Origin of the sequence: Methylophilus sp., assembly GCF_052173275.1 — a bacterium.
Classification (GTDB): domain Bacteria; phylum Pseudomonadota; class Gammaproteobacteria; order Burkholderiales; family Methylophilaceae; genus Methylophilus.
In genome coordinates this window covers 2,121,356-2,138,746 of record NZ_JBQMUL010000002.1, presented here as the reverse complement: position 1 = coordinate 2,138,746, position 17,391 = coordinate 2,121,356, and the positions used below count along the sequence as shown (strand labels likewise).

The window sequence follows — 17,391 nt, the reverse complement described above, 5'->3', positions numbered from 1 at the left end:
TTATCGTTTAATTAAAACATTCAAGCGGCGGAATCATGCGCTAGCCATATCACAGAAACCGGGAGTGGCTGTGTTGTCATCGTCTGCGCAGTCACTATTTACCGCCATGGCGATGGCTGCTCCACCATTGCAACAGATTGATCAACAGCAGCAAGGCGAAGGAGATGACCAGCATGACCACCGCAATCGCGGTGGCACCAGCGTAATCATATTGCTCCAGCTTGGTGATGATCATCAATGGCGTGATTTCTGAAATCATGGGCATGTTGCCAGCGATAAAAATCACCGAGCCATACTCACCTACCGCACGGGCAAAAGCTAATGAAAAACCGGTGAGTAGCGCAGGCCAGATGGCAGGCAGAATGACTTTAAAAAAGGTCTGCCAGCGATTAGCACCCAGGCTGGCCGCAGCTTCTTCCAGTTCGGTACTGAAGTCTTCCAGCACGGGTTGCACGGTACGCACCACAAACGGCAAGCCGATAAACGTCAAGGCAACCACAACACCCAGTGGCGTGAAAGCGACTTTGATACCGTGTGGTTCCAGCCATTGGCCTAGCCAGCCATTGGGCGCATAGATCGCAGTCAGAGAGATACCTGCCACGGCTGTGGGCAAGGCAAATGGTAGATCGACCAGCGCATCAAGGATTTTTTTGCCGTAAAACTGGTAGCGCACCAGCACCCAGGCCGTGAGTAAGCCAAACACCAGGTTGATCAGGGCTGCAAGCAATGAGGCACCAAAGGTTAAACGGTAAGTGGCCAATACCCGCGGTGTGGTCACTACTGCCCAGAACTCGCTAAAGCTCAATTCTGTGGTGCGCAGGAAAACGGCTGCCAGCGGGATTAATACGATCAGGCTTAAATAGACAAGGGTGTAGCCTAATGAAAGGCCAAAGCCGGGCAATAAATGTTTTTTTCTAGTTGTCATATTGACTCGTGACCGGTTTGAACAGGGGCTAATGTAGCCGGATTCTTATTATTCACAAAAGAATGTTTAATCATTAATTTATAATTGACTGTTATATCAACACTGCCGGATGACCTGGTAGGTATTTTTCAGTCATTCCAGCAGTGCAGCATTATAGTATTTAACGCATGTGCATGATTAACCACACCAGCGTTTAAGCCACTTTAGGGGCGCGATGCTGGAACTGGTCATTCAACACCTTGGCAACCACTGGCTCAGCCAGGAAGTTGCCTTGCAGTATGGTCGCACCGGAAGCAATAGCGATATCCAGTTGCTGTTGTGTTTCCACACCTACAATCACGGGTGTACTGCCAAGATCCTGCACCGCATGCACCAGCCCGCCTAGCGCTTTGGCCAATGAAGGTTGTTGTGCGGCCTGGTGGATGACGGAGATATCAAATTTGATAAAGTCGTGCTGCGCACCCCACAAACGATACAGTTTGCTTTGGTGGTTGCCGACATGGTCAAACGCGATCCTGTAGCCCAGTGAACGGTAGTTCTCAATCGCTGCAATCAGGTGCTTATCCTGATCGATCAGTGACTCATTGATTTCCAGAACGACTCTGTCTGTCGGCACCGAATACTGGTGCAATATCTGTTCAAACACCTTGCCGTGCGCGCTGACTTCCAGCAACAATTTAGGATGCACATTGAGGAACAGCAAGCCGTTTTCCTGGTGAATGGCGCGGAAGTTGAGCACATGCTGCGAGCGGCATACGCGGTCAAACTGCACCAGCTTGCCAGACTGTTCGGCATAGGTGAATGCGAATTCCGGCGTGCTACCCAAGGTGCCAAACAATGAAGGACGGATCAGGGCTTCATAGCCGTAGATATCGCCCTGCTTGGCGTCGTAGATAGGCTGAAAAGCCGTTTTCAGATGCACGCCGATAAAGGTACTTTCATACTCACCGGTATTGGCTTCAATTAGCCCTAACTCTTCCAGATCCAGCGCCAGCACTTGCTTTAGCTCGGCGCGTAACTGCACTACATGTTCTGGTTCCTGATGTTGTTGTCGCTGGGTCATCATCCCCTCCTTATACGATGCTGCATTATTACTATTGCGTTTATTTCTGGTAGATCTGGTCGAAAATGCCGCCATCACTAAAGTGTGTGTTTTCAGCGTCAGTCCAGCTACCGAATGCTTCTTTTACCGTGAAGGTATGAATCTTTTTAAAGGCTGGCTGCGCGGCTTCACTCACTTGCGGACGCAAATAATGTTTTGCTGCGATCGCCTGGCCTTGTGGTGAGAAATGGTATTCAAGGTAAGCTTGTGCCTGCTTGCGTGTGCCTTTTTTATCGACCACTTTATCCACCACAGACACCGGGTTTTCAGCCAGCACAGTCACTGAAGGATAAACGACTTCATACTTGTCTTCGCCCAGCTCTTTTTGCAGCAGATACACTTCGTTCTCAAACGTCACCAGTACATCACCGATTTCGCGTTGTGCAAAAGTGGTCGTAGCACCACGGCCACCGGTATCCAGCACTGGCACATGCTTGAATAATTCCGTCACGAATTGACGGGCTTTAGCGGCGTCACCACCTTTTTGTGTGACATAGCCCCAGGCAGCCAGGTAGCTGTATTTGCCGTTACCGGATGTTTTCGGGTTAGGGATCACAGAAGTCACACCTGGGCGGATCAGGTCATCCCAGTCTTTGACATGCTTGGGGTTACCCTTGCGCACCAGGAAAACCGTAGGAGACGCGCTAGGTACGCTATTGTTAGGCAGGCGTGTTTGCCAGTTAGCCGGGATCAATTTACCTTTTTGCGCCAGGATATCGATATCCGCACTGCGGTTCATGGTGATCACATCAGCTGGCAGGCCATCTACGACTGAGCGTGCCTGTTTGGTAGAGCCGCCATGCGATTGATTGATCGTCAGCGTCTCACCGGTTTTTTCTTTCCAGTATTGTACAAACGCCGGGTTGAAATCTTTGTAAAACTCGCGAGTCACATCATAAGAAGCATTTAATAACTCGGCGGCTTGCAGTGACACACTGCTAAACAATACGGCCAGAACGGCACTGCGTAACAAAGATGACATACCCTACTCCTGAGATGAATTGGTCTGCACTATACAGACCTATTTATATTTTTAAAAAGAATAAAAAATAATATATTTATAATCTAAAAATATATTAAAAAAGCTCACTTATTTTACTTCTATTTTATTGCAAACCGCCACGCAGAAGAGTAGCTTTATAGCCTCGATAGATTTATACCAATGTCTTATAAAGAGACTTTTGAATATTTCTTTACTAATAACCAAATGGAATAAGCAAATAATTAATAATTATTTGACTTAAACCCTGTTCAATTACAGAAGTTTATTTTATAGTGAGCGCACAATTAGCTGTCTAGACCACTGGAAGCCAGTTTGCACTCATGATGCAACTGGCTTTTTTGTTTTTGAACAGCCACCAAAGCATACTGACAGGACGAATTGACGATGCAAGAAATCGCGATCGAACACATCGTGCAGCAACTGGCCAACATCAGGGAAAGCGCATTGCAGCAACGGCAGCGACTATCGCAACCACCCAAACTGCCTTCACGCAAGGCGCTGGGACAGTGCGTAGAATGGCTGGCAGCAGCGCTGTTCCCCAACCGCCTGGGCGACCCGGATATTCAGGCGAATGCCATTAATTTCTACGTGGGCACCACGCTGGATAAAGCGCTGCGTGAATTGCAACACCAGATCCGCCTGGAACTGGCGTTTAAATCGCCCAGTGAACCTGCCAACCAGTTCAGAGCTCAGGCACATACACTCACCGGCCAGTTCTCCGAACAATTACCGCGTATCCGTTTGCAGCTGGATACTGACCTGGAAGCCGCTTACCAGGGTGACCCGGCGGCTGACAGTGTGGATGAGATACTGGTCAGCTACCCAGGTATCCTGGCATTGATCCATTACCGTATCGCCCATGTGTTGCATGGGCTGGGATTAACCATTATTGCGCGTTTGATCACCGAAATCGCCCACTCGCAGACTGGTATTGATATCCACCCCGGCGCGCGCATTGGGGACCATTTTTTCATTGATCATGGCACGGGCGTGGTGATCGGTGAAACAGCGATCATCGGCAACCATGTGCGCCTGTACCAGGCAGTCACACTGGGCGCAAAAAACTTTCCTAAAGATGCCAATGGCCATCTGGTGAAGAAATTCGAACGTCATCCCATCCTCGAGGATTACGTGGTGGCTTATGCCGGCGCGACTATTTTAGGTCGTGTCACCATAGGCAAACATTCAGTGATAGGTGGTAACGTGTGGGTGACCCGCAACGTGCCCGCCAATAGTCACGTTACACAAGCGCATTCAGATGCTAAGCCCATTCCGGCCGCTGCTTGATTTTTTTGTAGTATTTTAAAGCCATACCAAATAAGGAGAACACATGTCACAACAGCCAACACAGAGTGCATTAGGCGATGTCGCCGCACGGACGCTTGCCAATGCGACCAAATCGGTCCCTATGCTCAGTACCATCAGCCCACGCTGGCTGGTGCATTTATTGAACTGGGTACCGGTAGAAGCAGGTATTTACCGTGTTAACAAGGCGAAAGACCCGGCTGCGATTACGGTTGATTGTTCAAGCAAGGACGAAAAAGACCTGCCAGCGACCTTTGTGGATTACGAAGAATGGGGCCGTGAATATGTGTTGAATGCAGTGAACACGGTGGTTGATGTACATACCCGTGTGTCTGACCTGTACAGCAGCCCGCATAACCAGATCAAAGAACAGTTACGCCTGACCATTGAAGTTGTCAAAGAGCGCCAGGAAAGCGAACTGATCAATAACAAAGAATATGGTTTACTGAACAACGTGGCTAAATCACAAATCGTGAAAACACGTAATGGCCAGCCTACACCGGACGACCTGGATGAGTTGCTGAGCAAAGTATGGAAAGAACCTGCGTTTTTCCTGGCTCACCCGAAAGCGATTGCCGCATTTGGCCGTGAATGCACCCGTCGTGGCGTGCCTCCACCAACCGTGTCATTGTTTGGTTCACAGTTCATCACCTGGCGCGGCATCCCGCTGATCCCAAGTGACAAATTGCCTATCGTCAATGGCAAATCAAAGATCCTGCTGTTACGCGTGGGCGAAAGCAAACAAGGCGTGATCGGCCTGTATCAACCTAACTTGCCTGGTCAACAAAGCATGGGCTTGTCTGTGCGCTTCATGGGCATTAACCATAAAGCGATCGCTTCTTATCTGGTTTCACTCTATTGCTCACTGGCAGTGTTGACTGAAGATGCGATTGCCGTACTGGAAGATGTCGGAGTTGACCACTACTATGACTACAAGTAATCCAAACACACATCAGGCACTGGATTTGGCCGGGTTTGACCCGGAGGCCATTTTGGCCTCGCTGCCGGGCGAACATCCGAAAATGACGGCTGCGCTGGGTGTAGGCCGTGAGCTGGAGCAAACCGGATCACTGGATATCGACACACTCAATCAGCTGGTCAATGAGTTATACGCGGAAGGGTTTCCCGCGACCGCGCCATTTGCGGCGGCACAGTTTGCGCAAACGCTGGTAACGCCGGCACAGGTGCAAGCCAAGGTACCGGCGACAGATTCATTGACGACGCAAGTCGGCGTGGTCACTGGCGGCAACGCCAGAGACATCACCTCGCCGAGTTTTGCACAATCGTTTGTACAGCCGGTACTGCTTGAATCCCAAGGGCAGCAGCTGACACATGCGCCTGGCACGGAGACGCTGGCCAGTGACCATACGCATCTGGACGTGCTGCATACAGATCCCGCTTACCTGGTACCAGGGCAATTAGCAAGCCTGGGCATTGATATCCCATATCAGCAGGAATTAAACCGCTGGCTTGGGCAGTCAAATCCGTCGATTCCAACGACTCAAACCCAGGCATTGAGTCATGGATCTCCTGGCTTAGGATCGCCAGGCAATGTACCGCCTGCCAAGACGTCTTCAGGCGGGCAGTCATTCTACTTTCTGCAAGCTGAGCAACCTGCACTGCACAATAGCCTGCCTGCTTCAGCACATCCGGCATTTGATGTGTTGAGCGTTCGCCGGGATTTTCCTATCCTGAACGAAAAAGTGAATGGCAGGCCACTGGTCTGGTTTGACAACGCGGCGACCACGCAGAAACCACAAGTGGTGATTGATAGAGTCAGCTATTTCTACGCGCATGAAAACTCCAATATTCACCGTGCTGCGCATGAACTGGCAGCGCGTGCGACTGATGCCTATGAAGATGCCCGCGAAACCGTGCGCCGCTTTATCAATGCACCTTCGGTGAATCAGGTCATTTTTGTGCGTGGCACTACTGAAGGCATCAACCTGGTCGCTAAAACCTGGGGTAAAAAACACCTGAGTGCTGGCGATGAGATCGTGGTTTCCAACCTGGAACATCACGCCAATATCGTGCCCTGGCAGCAACTGTGCCAGGAAACAGGTGCGGTGCTGAAGGTCATTCCTGTGGATGATAGTGGCCAGATCTTGCTGGAAGAGTATCAGCGACTGCTGACACCAAGAACCAAGCTGGTTTCGTTTACGCAAGTGTCCAATGCGCTAGGTACCGTCACGCCTGCGAAGGAAATGATCGCCATGGCGCACAGAGCCGGTGCGAAAGTGTTGCTGGACGGCGCGCAATCCATCTCGCACATGCGTATCGATATCCAGACGCTGGATGCAGATTTTTTTGTATTCTCAGGCCACAAGATATTTGGCCCTACCGGCATAGGCGTGGTGTATGGCAAAGCAGATGTGTTGCAAGACATGCCTGCCTGGCAAGGCGGTGGCAATATGATTCAGGACGTGACGTTTGAAAAAACCGTCTATCATGCAGCCCCGGCCAAATTTGAGGCAGGTACCGGCAATATCGCAGATGCGGTCGGGCTGGGTGCAGCACTCAAATATGTCGAGCGCATTGGCATTGAAAACATTGCCAGTTACGAACATGCCCTGCTGGAATACGCCACCGCAGCCATGCGTGATATTCCGCACTTGCGGCTGATCGGCACTGCCAAAAACAAAGCCAGCGTACTGTCTTTTGCACTTAAAGGCTACCAGAGTGAAGAAGTAGGTGCTGCACTCAACGAGGAAGGCATCGCCGTGCGATCCGGCCATCATTGTGCACAACCTATCTTGCGTCGTTTTGGGGTAGAAACGACCGTGCGACCTTCAGTGGCGTTTTATAACACCTATGAAGAAATTGATCGCATGATCGTTATCTTGCAACGCCTTTCATCGCGTCAGCCTTGATATCAATGCCGCAATGATCAATGCAGCCAGGCAACTGGCTGCATTTTTTCTTTGCAGCCACGGCACTCTTCTGTTGTGACATTCTCTGCAACCCTCTGTAAAATCCTTTTCATCCCGACAACATACTGATTCATCTGCTTTGAGATGAACCGCCCCCTACAGATGAAATTTGACCCGCGCAATAATAAATTCACCGCTATTTTCACCGGCGAGATCCTGGGCGCCATGCTGCCATCTATCCTGCTGATCTGCCTGGCGCTGTTTGTCGCCTATAAATTTATTGACCCTGCCCCACCGCGCAAAATCGTGATCGCGACTGGCAATAACGATATCAATTACAAGGCGTTTGCTTCTATCTATGGCGTGTTCCTGCAACAGGAAGGCATTACGCTGGAGACCCGCACGACCTCTGGTGACAAAGAAAATCTGCGCCTGCTCAAAGACCCGGATTCCGACGTAGACATCGCGTTTATACAGGATGGCGAAGCGCATGCCGAAGGCGCGGGTACACTGTTATCCCTGGGCAGCCTGTATTACCAGCCGGTATGGATTTTCTGTCGCTGCAAGCTGGAAACCACGCACCTCTCAGCGCTAAAAGGCAAAAAAATCGCCGTCGGCTATGCCGGCAATGGTACCAACACACTGGTGAGCACCCTGCTGGCTGAAAGCGGTGTCACCGCCGAAAACAGCAAGCTGGTTGAAACCGGTGGCGAAGAAGCGGCGGAGGCGTTGCGCAATGGCAAGCTGGATGCTGCGTTTTTTGTAGATGTGCCGACTTCTTATGTGATTCGCAGCATGGTGGAAGATAAACGATTGAGCATGCTGAGTATGGATACTGCAGAAGCTTTCTCCCGCAAGTTTTCCTTTCTGCACCACCTGGTATTGCCAGAAGGGGCCATGGACCTGGTGCATAACGTACCGCCCCATGATGTGCACATGGTGGCACCAACGGCCACCCTGGTGGTGAAAGAGAACATGCATCCGGCGCTGGTTTACCTGATGATGAAGGTGATTGCGCAAGTGCATGGCAGCCCTGGCATGTTCAATACCAAGGATGAGTTTCCTTCTGCCAAGGATACGGACTTCCCCTTGAGTACCCAGGCACTTAACTTTTATAAATCCGGCCTGCCATTTATCGACAAATACCTGCCGTTCTGGGCTGCCACGTTTGTGAACCGGACCTTGATAGTGATCCTGCCATTGCTGGCGTTGTTGATCCCGCTGACCAAGATCATCCCTATGATTTATGTCTGGCTGGTCAAACGCAAACTATTCCGTTATTACGGCGAATTGCGTTATCTGGATACGCAACTGCGGGAAATTAAAACCGCCGAAGACCAGCGGCTGTTTGTAGAAAAACTCAATGAAATTGAATCCAAGGTGATTAACGTGCAGCTACCGGTGCCTTTCTCGCAATATGCCTACGAGTTACGCGCACACATCGAGCTGGTCAGGTCTAAGCTACAGCATGAAAAGTATAACGCTGCTGCAGAGTGAGCCTCAGGCTAGCTTTATTAGCTGAGCGCGCGTATTAACCCCGCGCTTGCACCCATTGCTGCAACGCGCGCTCAGTCATGGGTTTAGCATATAAAAAGCCCTGCACAAAATCACAGCCCAGCCCCTTGAGGTAATTGGCCTGTGCTTCCGTTTCTACCCCTTCGGCCACAATCTGGTAATGCAGGTTTTTGCCCAACACGACAATCGCACTGGTCACCGCTTCTGACCGCTCTTTGCCCGGCACATCGTTGACAAAAGAACGATCCACTTTCAGGTAGTCCCCGGGAATATCCCGCAAATACGCCAGGCAGGAATAGCCGGTGCCAAAATCATCAATCGCCAGTTTCACGCCTATGTGTTTCAAGGCCTTGAGATTCTCCATGCTTTTGCAATCAGAATGCACAAAGGCGCTCTCGGTGAGCTCAATCACCAGCCGCTCGGCAGCGAGGCCCGTTTCACGCAACACCTGCGCCACATACTCAGTGAATCCTTCAGACTGGAGTTGCAGGGGCGAAACGTTCACCGATACTTTGGCATTCGCCAGCTCGTGATTTCGCCAGTTGGCGACTCGCTGGCAGGCGGCTTTAAGCACCCATGCGCCCATAGGCACGATCAGCCCGGTCAACTCTGCCACGCCAATAAACCTGTTTGGCGGAATAACGCCATGTTGTGGATGCTGCCAGCGAATAAGCGCTTCTACACCCACCATCTTGCCGCTCTGGAAATCAATTTGCGGCTGATACACCAGATAGAATTCCTCATGTGCAATCGCGGCTTCCAGCTCACTGGCAAAAGCCAGGTCTTCAGGCGGTAATACTTGTTCGTGGACGACACCTTTACGGTAATAAGTGGTGGTCATGATGCTGACAATGGCCATCAGCGCCACCGTGATAATCATGGGGGTGACGCGCGGGTCATGCTTGAAGTAGACACCCACGCCACCCAGGACAATAGAGCAGAGAAATAAAATACAGACGATCCAGCGCAAATGTTTGCCGGAGTCATCCAACAATAACAGATAGCTCATGGAAGTTTGCGAGATTTGCTTGGCCAGCAATGCAGCAGCGCATAGCAGCCCACCCAGGCTCGCCAGCGGCGAAAGTTGCCCATAGGCATCAGGAATGCCATACAAGGAAGCCAGCAAGCCGTTGACTGGCATCAGTATCACAATGCACAGCAATGCCTGGCTGCTCTTGCTCCATTGAATATGGCACAGCACAGATGCCACCATGACTAAAGCCGCCATGACTAAATCTGTGGTCAATTGATCAAGGCTGGCGGCATCAGGATACGCGCTGGCAAGGTCAAAATCGATATGCCTGTGGCTGCTGACCACCAGAAATATTTCAGCCAGGAACAACAATACGACCGAAGCTGCAATGCCTTTGGTCAGTCGATCCTTACGCCATGTTTCGAGCAGCGTACGCAAACTGACCGTGATAAAAATCAGGTAGCCCAGGCTCAGGGCGATACAAAAACCGTATTCGTTGGGAAAAGTAATAAAAGGAAACGTCAGGAACACCGTGACAATACTGGCAATCGCCAGCCATGGTGCCTGCTTCTGCACACTACGCAAAAAACGGTGGCGCATATACTGCCGTTGCGTGCCACACTCTTGAACATTCACAGCTAACCAGTCGATACTGGAAACTGACATATGACGCCCCCTGTCACTGACGATTATTATCACCGGCCTGGCCAGTGGTTTTTTTATACTATAGGGGCTGCGGCAACCGGATTATCGAGGAAGTAACACTGGATTAATCTTCCTTTTCATTTGATTAGTTTGATATAAATCAAAACGTTCACCAAACATCATGGCTACACACCATCTGTTCTGAAAAGCATATGTATTAAATAAGGACACGGCATGGCAGATTGCAATACCGAAGTTGGCCATGACCAATCAGGCGAGCTGATAGCCACAGTAGATAATGTTTACTTGGGGATGGTGGCAGGCAGGCTTTCGGTTGCCCAACGCTCTAACGCTTCGGCTTCCAGCGGACGTGAAAACAAGAAGCCTTGTATGATGTCGCCGCCTATGGCCTTGATAAATGTCGCCTGTTCCTGGGTTTCAACACCTTCGGCAATAATGCGGTAATCCAGGCTCTTACCCAGGCTGACAATAGCCTGAATCACAGCTTCCGCTTTATTATGGCCAGGGAGCTCCATCACAAATGAACGGTCTATCTTGAGATAGTCACCAGGGATATCGCGCAGGTAAGATAGACACGAATAACCAGTGCCAAAATCATCGATCGCCAGCTTGATGCCAGCTTGTTTTAACTTGTGCATCATGCTGGCGTTCTGGCCATCATCCTGCACAAAAGCGCTTTCTGTCAGCTCAACCACCAGCCGCTGTGGCGCTAAACCGCTTTCTTCGAGTATCTGCAAAATATCTTCTACCAGCGTGCCAGACTTTAGCTGCAATGCCGAGACATTCACAGCCACTTCTATATTGCCCAGCACCGGGTGATTATTCCATTGGGCAGCCTGCGTACACGCGGTGCGCATCACCCACTTGCCCAAAGGCACGATCAGGCCGGTCAGCTCGGCCACACGAATAAATTTTTCTGGTGAGATAATGCCTTTTTCGGGATGTCGCCAGCGTATCAGTGCCTCTACCCCTTTTAACTGGCCAGTATTAAAATCAATCTGCGGTTGATACACCATGTAAAACTGATGGTTATCTAATGCACTCTCGACCTGGCTGGCGAAATCCATATCGGCAGCTGGCAACACGACTTGTTCGCTGGTTTGCCCTTTACGGTAATAAGTGGCTGTCATAGTGTAGATAATGGCCAGAATAGACACCACTACCACGACTGGCAGCGCGCGCAACATGCTGTCACCAAACTCTACGCCAGCCCGCGCCAGCATGATGGCAAAGAAACTCAGGAACACGATACTGAAACGTATCTGCTTGCCATTATCGTCCATCAGCAATAAATAGGTCATGGGCGGGTGCGAAGCATGTTTTGCCAGCAAACTGAATGCGCACAGCAGGCCGCTCAACGTGGTGAGTGGTGACATGATGCCGTAAGGCTGTGCCACGCCGCAGAAAAAGCCTAATAAAGGGATCAGTGGGATCATGACGGCGACATACAGGATCGCCTGGCTAGTCGCTAACCAACCCGAGCGCTGGAATAAGTAAGAAGTGGCGATAAGGCAAGCCAGCAAAGCTCCGGCAGCATATTCAAGCACCTGCGTGAAATGATGCACTTGTATATCACTGCTCATGCGTAACAAATGCGCAGTGTCATTGAAATCGGCCGCGTAGGGAGAAAGCTGGACAACGAATAAACTCACGGTCACCAGCGACATGGTCAGCATGGCCAGGTTAGTGCGTCCGTTTTCAAGCAGCAGGTTGTAACTCACCAGGATGAAGGTGAGATAAGTGAGTAATTGTGCCAACCAGACATTGTTATCCACGTCCAGCAGATAATGAGGAAAGCCCAATAAGCCGCATACCATGCTGGTCATGGCCAGGAAATGCGTATTGTCCTGTACTTTGCGTACAAGACGATGGCGCATGAACTGGCGCTGCGTGGCATTTTCATTGAGTGGCGCTGTTTTCTCGCCAATCCCGTTTTGACTCATTATTTACCCTTGTAAACCCATACACTGCAATTTTGTGCGTGATGCACAAAAGACTGATGAGTAATGCCATTTAACCTTAAAACCCTAACTGTTTATCGGCTGATAAGGAGGATAAATTTATACTAAATCAAAGATAAATGTAAAAAATATTTAAATATGACACCAAAGCATGATCAGGCGGCTTCCAGCACACGTTGCATGCCATCTGCGCTGTTGCGTGTGTAGACCACTTTCAGGCCACGTTTTTGTGCGACATGCTTGATACGGTACATCATGGAGTGATTCAACCAGCCGGTCACCAGTACGATCACATTCACATTGGCAGGCAGTTCACGTTTGACATCGCCAGGTTTGCGGCCTGTCCAGTGATCGATTTTGTCTATGCCTTGCGCGTGTAATACCTGTTTAATACCTTCGATACGGTCACCACCAATGACTAATGCTTTTGACATACATACTCTCCTTATAAGAGAAAAAGAAAAAGGCATTGGATAAATGCCTTTTTCTAGAATCACAGCTTATTTTTGGTAAATCTCATCAAACACGCCGCCGTCGGCAAAATGTGTTTTTTGCGCTTTCTGCCAGCCGCCAAATGTTTCATCGATCTTGATCAGATTCACTTTTGGGAACTGCTTTTCGTACTTTTTAGCGACAGCTTCCAGGGTTGGGCGATAGTAGTTTTTCGCTGCAATCTCCTGGCCTTCTTCACTGTATAAATACTGCAAATAGGCTTCGGCTACTGCTTGTGTATTGTGGCGTTTAACATTCTTATCCACCACAGCTACTGGCGGTTCAGCCAGGATAGACAGTGAAGGCACCACGATATCGAACTTGTCCGGGCCCAGCTCTTTTTGCGCCAGGAAAGCTTCGTTCTCCCATGCCAGCAACACATCACCGATACCGCGTTCAACAAAAGTGGTCGTTGATCCACGCGCACCGCTATCCAGCACCGGCACATTCTTGAACAACTTCTTCAGGTAGTCTTTGGCTTTGGTTTCGTCCTGATTGTTTTGCTTGAGTGCGTAAGCATAAGCAGCCAGGTAATTCCAGCGTGCGCCGCCTGATGTTTTAGGGTTAGGCGTGATCACAGAAGTACCAGGTTTCACTAGGTCGCCCCAGTCCTTGATGTTTTTCGGGTTGCCTTTACGCACCAGGAAAACAATCGTAGACGTGTATGGAGAACTGTTGTGCGGCAAACGTTTCTGCCAATCGGCCGGGAACAGCTTGCCTTTGCTGCCGACTTCGTCAATGTCATAAGACAAAGCCAAGGTCACCACATCTGCCTGCAAGCCATCAATCACCGAACGTGCCTGCTTGCCGGAACCACCGTGCGATTGCTTGATGATCACGTTGTCACCGGTTTTGGCTTTCCAGTAATTGGCAAAGGCGACGTTGTAATCCTGATATAACTCACGCGTCGGATCGTATGACACATTCAGCAGGTTAACATCCGCTGCCCAGGCCGCGAACGGCGAGGCCAGAGCGGCAATCAACACTGCCTTTTTAAATGTTTGGTTCAGTTTCATATCTATCCTCTATTTAGAAGCCGTACAGGGTTAATTCTGTGTAGAAAAAGTCAGAGCTCTTGGAACGGTTTTGATCGAATGTGTTAGGGTTAGTCCCAGTTTTTACTGCATCCTGAACAAAATCACCGGCCCAGAAGTGCGCATAACCCAGGTTAAGTGCTGCATATTGATTGATTGGGAAACGTACGCGCAGATCGTACTCTTTACCCAGATCTCGGCCAGAACTGCCTGTCCGGTCACGTAGGTTGGCACCGGCAGCCCAACGGTCACTTGCATCATCGAGCTGATACCAGCTAAAGCCTGTATCCACTTTCACATTGTCCAGGAAAGGCACTTTCGGATCGAATTCCACGCGCACTTTAGCAGCACGGATGTTTTCCATCTGAATGTAATCGTTGTTAGACCATGGACGGGCAAAGCCGAACAAGCGGTCAAAACGGCCGTTATCAGTTAAATCATTGCCTGTCGCTGGACTCTTATCGCCGGAAGCAACACCATACGAAGTACTGAATCGTGGTTTCCATGAAAGTTTATTAAAGGTGTAACCCACTTCTGCGTTATAGGCAAAAGCATCGTGGTCAACCTTCACATAACCAATGGTATTACTGATGAAACGTTGCTGGTCACCCCATTGCTTGACATAGCTGGCGTCATAATCCCACTGCGTGCCTGGCAGCACACCGAATACGCGGATACCACCGGTGTGAATTTCACGGTCGATTCTGGCTTGGCTCTGTGCAGCGGCAGTAATAAAGCGGCGATCACTGAGTGAATTACCGTTAGTGTCGTACACCACATCGTCGCCATTTTGTCTTAGCAAGAAGTAATAAGGCTGAATGGTCACGTATTCTGACCAACGGCGCCAATCACCGATCACACCATAGAAATTCTGTGAGTGATCCACTTCATCCAGTTTGTCTGTAAAACGTTGTACAGGTTGTACTGCAAACGCTTCTAATTGCCAGTCGTTCTTTTTCTCACCGATATTGGCACGTACACCCTGGAACGTATTAGTGGTGTTACGCCATTCGTTACGCGCAATCAGGCGACGATCCAGACTTTCCCAGGCCAGGCGTCCGCCACGAACCCAGAATGGACGGCTGTTACCCAGATCATCCTTGCCAAAGATACTGTCTTTGAAATACAGCTCTAAATAAGCTTGTACAAAATCTGCCTTGTCCACATCACGTGTATCGTTGCTACGGGTGTAGTCACTGTTGTTACGGCGTGAATCCTGTGCTTCAACCGCAAAACGGAACGGATCCAGAATGTTTTTTAAACCAACATAGGCACGTGTACGCAACAAGAGTGGCTCATCCAGGTTTTCTCTTGGGCGGCGGAAATCATTGTCACGATATTCGTAACGTGCGCGGTATTCCAGGCCTACATCCAGCCAGTCAACATCCGCAAACGCGTCATAGTCTTTCAACCATGTTTTGTTCAGCTGTTTGACGTAACGTGGTGGCTCGGTCTCTTTTTGTGTACCGTAGCTGCGACGCTCTACGTAATAACCATTAGCTGCTTTGGCAGCTGCTTTTTCCTCGGCTTTGATTTCAGCCAGGCGTGCTTCAACTTTTTTCTTTTGTTCAGTATCTTCTACTTGTGTGGATGTAGTATCTTCCGCAGCATAAGCTTGCGAAATCCCCGCGATACCAGTTGCCCACCATAACCCGGTCGCAGCCATTGCGAGCGTTATTTTTTTTAAATGCATTTAAATCTCCCTAGTGATATAAAACTTCCAGCGGACTGGTCAGCGCCATAAAAATCATGAATTACTTTTTCGGTTTGCTTGGTTCGAAACGCACTTTTTCGCGTCGCTCGATTTGAGTCACGCGCCCATCATGCACAGTGACTTCTATAGAACCGTAACCAGTGTCGCGCTGCACCGCGATAATCGCGGCATTCACAGCAGCCAGTACAGCTTCGTCATATTGAGTATCCGGCTTGGTCAGAGTTGACGACATGATGCATCTCGCTTGAATGAATGAGCGGCATTATTTCAGACTATGTATATTTTAAAAAATAATTATTTATTATTTTTATATTATTAATAGTTATATATGAGATAAAAAAATCCCGCCAGGTGGCGGGATTTGATTTAAAGCAGTTAAATCAACAGTTAGAAGTTGTATTGCAGTTGTACGCGCAATGCTTCTGCTTTGAAGTTCTCGTAATCCTCTCGTGCCGGTAAGTTGTTACTCGTACTCGCTGCGTTACGGGCACCCGTCACCAAGTTAGTGCGGTTCATACGGTGGTACACCATCGCAATTTCAACCTCTGGTGCCAATTGCCATTCCACACCCAATTCCCAGTCATTCACATGGTTTTCTGGTGAGTTAGTTTCGGCTTTGTTGTAACCATCAAAGTATTGCCATTTAACAAAAGGAATCAACGTGCCGTTGGTACTCAAGAATTGGAAATTATCAATCTTGTACATCGCCTGCACATAACCACCGTTCAGACTTTTCTTCTCAATCACGTTTTTGGCGATATCTAAACCAGGTGTATTACCCCAGTTCCATTCTGCCTGGATACCAAAAGGTTGAGGGTACATAATGAAGCTGATACCGACGCGTTCATCTTCAATGCCGTTTCTGCCTGACAACGGTGTACCTGTCCCTAATGTTGGCGTAGCCGCAGCCAGCGCGCCAGCCGCGTTACGACGGCTATATGGGTTGGTTGATGATACGTACTCACCTCTATACGCCTGAATCCCTGCCTCGTAAATTTGACCACTTTCTGTTTTCCATGGGTAAGTAAAGCGGGAAACCACATGGTAGTTATCATTTTGTTCTGGGCGGTTTGCGCCTTGACCATTGTAAAGACCAAGCGCGAACATACCGTAGTTGCCAGAGTGTTTTAGACCTTGTTTGTTAATATCTTCAAACAACGCTTGAATGTCTGTAGGTGTGTAGTAGTAGAAAGCACCCAGATCACGCTCATCACGCACCGCACTGTTTAATGCATCGTTACGATCCAATGCTAAACGGTTTGAGCTGGATTGCAGGTTTTCAAAACCATAAGGGACTTTGGATTGACCAACGCGGATACGGTGTACGCGTGTTTTATCAATATATACGTCACCATATGCATCACGTAACTGTGCAAAGTTGTTATTACCCGTACCAGCTGTACTAGCGAAGTCTGGCTGGATGTAGTAACTCAGGTGATCACCAAAATCACCGAAGATGATCAAACGTGCACGGCGGATCAGGAAGTTTTTATCCGCATCACCCAGGGACTTATCATCACCCACTGAACGGTCTGACCACAAGTTAATGCCGTCATCACCACCTAGCATGGTGGTGTTACGTACCTGCACATAACCACGCAGGTTTACGCGGCTAGTCCAGCTTTTGCTTTCCTTTTTCTTTTGCACTTCGACCTCAGTACTACGGCCCTTGCTCAACAAGGCGCCTTCCTCTTCAGTCAACACCCCTTTGCTTACTAAAGCTTGTACCAGATCCACGGTCGAGTCCGCCATGGCAGGCAATGATAGGCCAACTAACATGCTTCCCGCCAGGGCGGACAACACGATGTGACGTAATTTTGAATTCATATCT

14 protein-coding genes are annotated in these 17,391 nt (G+C 49.5%); 4 read left to right on the top strand and 10 right to left on the bottom strand.

Annotation, left to right across the window (positions count from 1 at the left end):
• Window positions 1-94: 94 nt before the first annotated feature.
• From cysT to ACTS9Y_RS11485, 3 genes are all read right to left on the bottom strand, one after another.
• A complete protein-coding gene (gene cysT / locus ACTS9Y_RS11495; RefSeq protein WP_379054976.1) occupies window positions 95-925 on the bottom strand; it encodes a sulfate ABC transporter permease subunit CysT in 831 nt (276 codons plus the stop codon).
• 193 nt (window positions 926-1,118) lie between these two features.
• Window positions 1,119-1,988, bottom strand: coding sequence for an EAL domain-containing protein (locus tag ACTS9Y_RS11490; RefSeq protein ID WP_442586068.1), 870 nt, complete (start codon window positions 1,986-1,988; stop codon window positions 1,119-1,121).
• Window positions 1,989-2,028: 40 nt separating this feature from the next.
• Entirely contained in the window at window positions 2,029-3,009 is a 981-nt protein-coding gene (locus ACTS9Y_RS11485) for a sulfate ABC transporter substrate-binding protein (protein ID WP_442586067.1), read from the bottom strand.
• 405 nt (window positions 3,010-3,414) lie between these two features.
• Between ACTS9Y_RS11485 and epsC the strand changes: the two genes are divergently transcribed.
• From epsC to ACTS9Y_RS11465, 4 genes are all read left to right on the top strand, one after another.
• The gene (gene epsC, locus ACTS9Y_RS11480; protein WP_442586066.1) at window positions 3,415-4,317 is read left to right on the top strand and encodes a serine O-acetyltransferase EpsC; all 903 of its coding nucleotides are present in this window, start codon (window positions 3,415-3,417) and stop codon (window positions 4,315-4,317) included.
• Window positions 4,318-4,360: 43 nt separating this feature from the next.
• Window positions 4,361-5,275: a family 2A encapsulin nanocompartment shell protein gene (locus tag ACTS9Y_RS11475; RefSeq protein ID WP_442586065.1), complete on the top strand. Its 915-nt coding sequence runs from the start codon at window positions 4,361-4,363 to the stop codon at window positions 5,273-5,275.
• Entirely contained in the window at window positions 5,262-7,205 is a 1,944-nt protein-coding gene (locus ACTS9Y_RS11470) for a family 2A encapsulin nanocompartment cargo protein cysteine desulfurase (RefSeq protein WP_442586064.1), read from the top strand. The genes ACTS9Y_RS11475 and ACTS9Y_RS11470 overlap by 14 nt, the downstream gene beginning before the upstream one ends.
• A gap of 144 nt (window positions 7,206-7,349) precedes the next feature.
• Window positions 7,350-8,702, top strand: a complete 1,353-nt coding sequence (locus ACTS9Y_RS11465) for a TAXI family TRAP transporter solute-binding subunit (RefSeq protein WP_442586063.1) — start codon at window positions 7,350-7,352, stop codon at window positions 8,700-8,702.
• 34 nt (window positions 8,703-8,736) lie between these two features.
• On the opposite strand, the gene ACTS9Y_RS11460 is transcribed toward ACTS9Y_RS11465, so the two are convergent.
• From ACTS9Y_RS11460 to ACTS9Y_RS11430, 7 genes are all read right to left on the bottom strand, one after another.
• The gene (locus ACTS9Y_RS11460) at window positions 8,737-10,359 is read right to left on the bottom strand and encodes a putative bifunctional diguanylate cyclase/phosphodiesterase (RefSeq protein WP_442586062.1); all 1,623 of its coding nucleotides are present in this window, start codon (window positions 10,357-10,359) and stop codon (window positions 8,737-8,739) included.
• A 281-nt stretch (window positions 10,360-10,640) separates the two neighbouring features.
• Entirely contained in the window at window positions 10,641-12,302 is a 1,662-nt protein-coding gene (locus tag ACTS9Y_RS11455) for a putative bifunctional diguanylate cyclase/phosphodiesterase (protein ID WP_442586061.1), read from the bottom strand.
• Window positions 12,303-12,475: 173 nt separating this feature from the next.
• Window positions 12,476-12,754, bottom strand: a complete 279-nt coding sequence (locus ACTS9Y_RS11450) for a DUF2325 domain-containing protein (protein ID WP_442586060.1) — start codon at window positions 12,752-12,754, stop codon at window positions 12,476-12,478.
• A gap of 66 nt (window positions 12,755-12,820) precedes the next feature.
• Entirely contained in the window at window positions 12,821-13,828 is a 1,008-nt protein-coding gene (locus ACTS9Y_RS11445; RefSeq protein WP_442586059.1) for a sulfate ABC transporter substrate-binding protein, read from the bottom strand.
• Between the two features lie 13 nt (window positions 13,829-13,841).
• A complete protein-coding gene (locus tag ACTS9Y_RS11440) occupies window positions 13,842-15,539 on the bottom strand; it encodes an alginate export family protein (protein ID WP_442586058.1) in 1,698 nt (565 codons plus the stop codon).
• Between the two features lie 61 nt (window positions 15,540-15,600).
• Window positions 15,601-15,792 carry a YezD family protein gene (locus ACTS9Y_RS11435; protein ID WP_442586057.1) on the bottom strand — a complete coding sequence of 64 codons (192 nt, stop codon included), beginning with the start codon at window positions 15,790-15,792 and terminating at the stop codon, window positions 15,601-15,603.
• 155 nt (window positions 15,793-15,947) lie between these two features.
• Entirely contained in the window at window positions 15,948-17,387 is a 1,440-nt protein-coding gene (locus ACTS9Y_RS11430) for a porin (RefSeq protein WP_442586056.1), read from the bottom strand.
• Window positions 17,388-17,391: the final 4 nt, after the last annotated feature.

Coding starts and splice junctions, on each gene's coding strand:
- ACTS9Y_RS11465 (WP_442586063.1), top strand. CDS start 7,350: ATGAACCGCCCCCTACAGATGAAATTTGACCCGCGCAATAATAAATTC.
- ACTS9Y_RS11445 (WP_442586059.1), bottom strand. CDS start 13,828: ATGAAACTGAACCAAACATTTAAAAAGGCAGTGTTGATTGCCGCTCTG.
- cysT (WP_379054976.1), bottom strand. CDS start 925: ATGACAACTAGAAAAAAACATTTATTGCCCGGCTTTGGCCTTTCATTA.
- ACTS9Y_RS11440 (WP_442586058.1), bottom strand. CDS start 15,539: ATGCATTTAAAAAAAATAACGCTCGCAATGGCTGCGACCGGGTTATGG.
- ACTS9Y_RS11470 (WP_442586064.1), top strand. CDS start 5,262: ATGACTACAAGTAATCCAAACACACATCAGGCACTGGATTTGGCCGGG.
- ACTS9Y_RS11455 (WP_442586061.1), bottom strand. CDS start 12,302: ATGAGTCAAAACGGGATTGGCGAGAAAACAGCGCCACTCAATGAAAAT.
- ACTS9Y_RS11460 (WP_442586062.1), bottom strand. CDS start 10,359: ATGTCAGTTTCCAGTATCGACTGGTTAGCTGTGAATGTTCAAGAGTGT.
- epsC (WP_442586066.1), top strand. CDS start 3,415: ATGCAAGAAATCGCGATCGAACACATCGTGCAGCAACTGGCCAACATC.
- ACTS9Y_RS11450 (WP_442586060.1), bottom strand. CDS start 12,754: ATGTCAAAAGCATTAGTCATTGGTGGTGACCGTATCGAAGGTATTAAA.
- ACTS9Y_RS11475 (WP_442586065.1), top strand. CDS start 4,361: ATGTCACAACAGCCAACACAGAGTGCATTAGGCGATGTCGCCGCACGG.
- ACTS9Y_RS11485 (WP_442586067.1), bottom strand. CDS start 3,009: ATGTCATCTTTGTTACGCAGTGCCGTTCTGGCCGTATTGTTTAGCAGT.
- ACTS9Y_RS11430 (WP_442586056.1), bottom strand. CDS start 17,387: ATGAATTCAAAATTACGTCACATCGTGTTGTCCGCCCTGGCGGGAAGC.
- ACTS9Y_RS11490 (WP_442586068.1), bottom strand. CDS start 1,988: ATGACCCAGCGACAACAACATCAGGAACCAGAACATGTAGTGCAGTTA.
- ACTS9Y_RS11435 (WP_442586057.1), bottom strand. CDS start 15,792: ATGTCGTCAACTCTGACCAAGCCGGATACTCAATATGACGAAGCTGTA.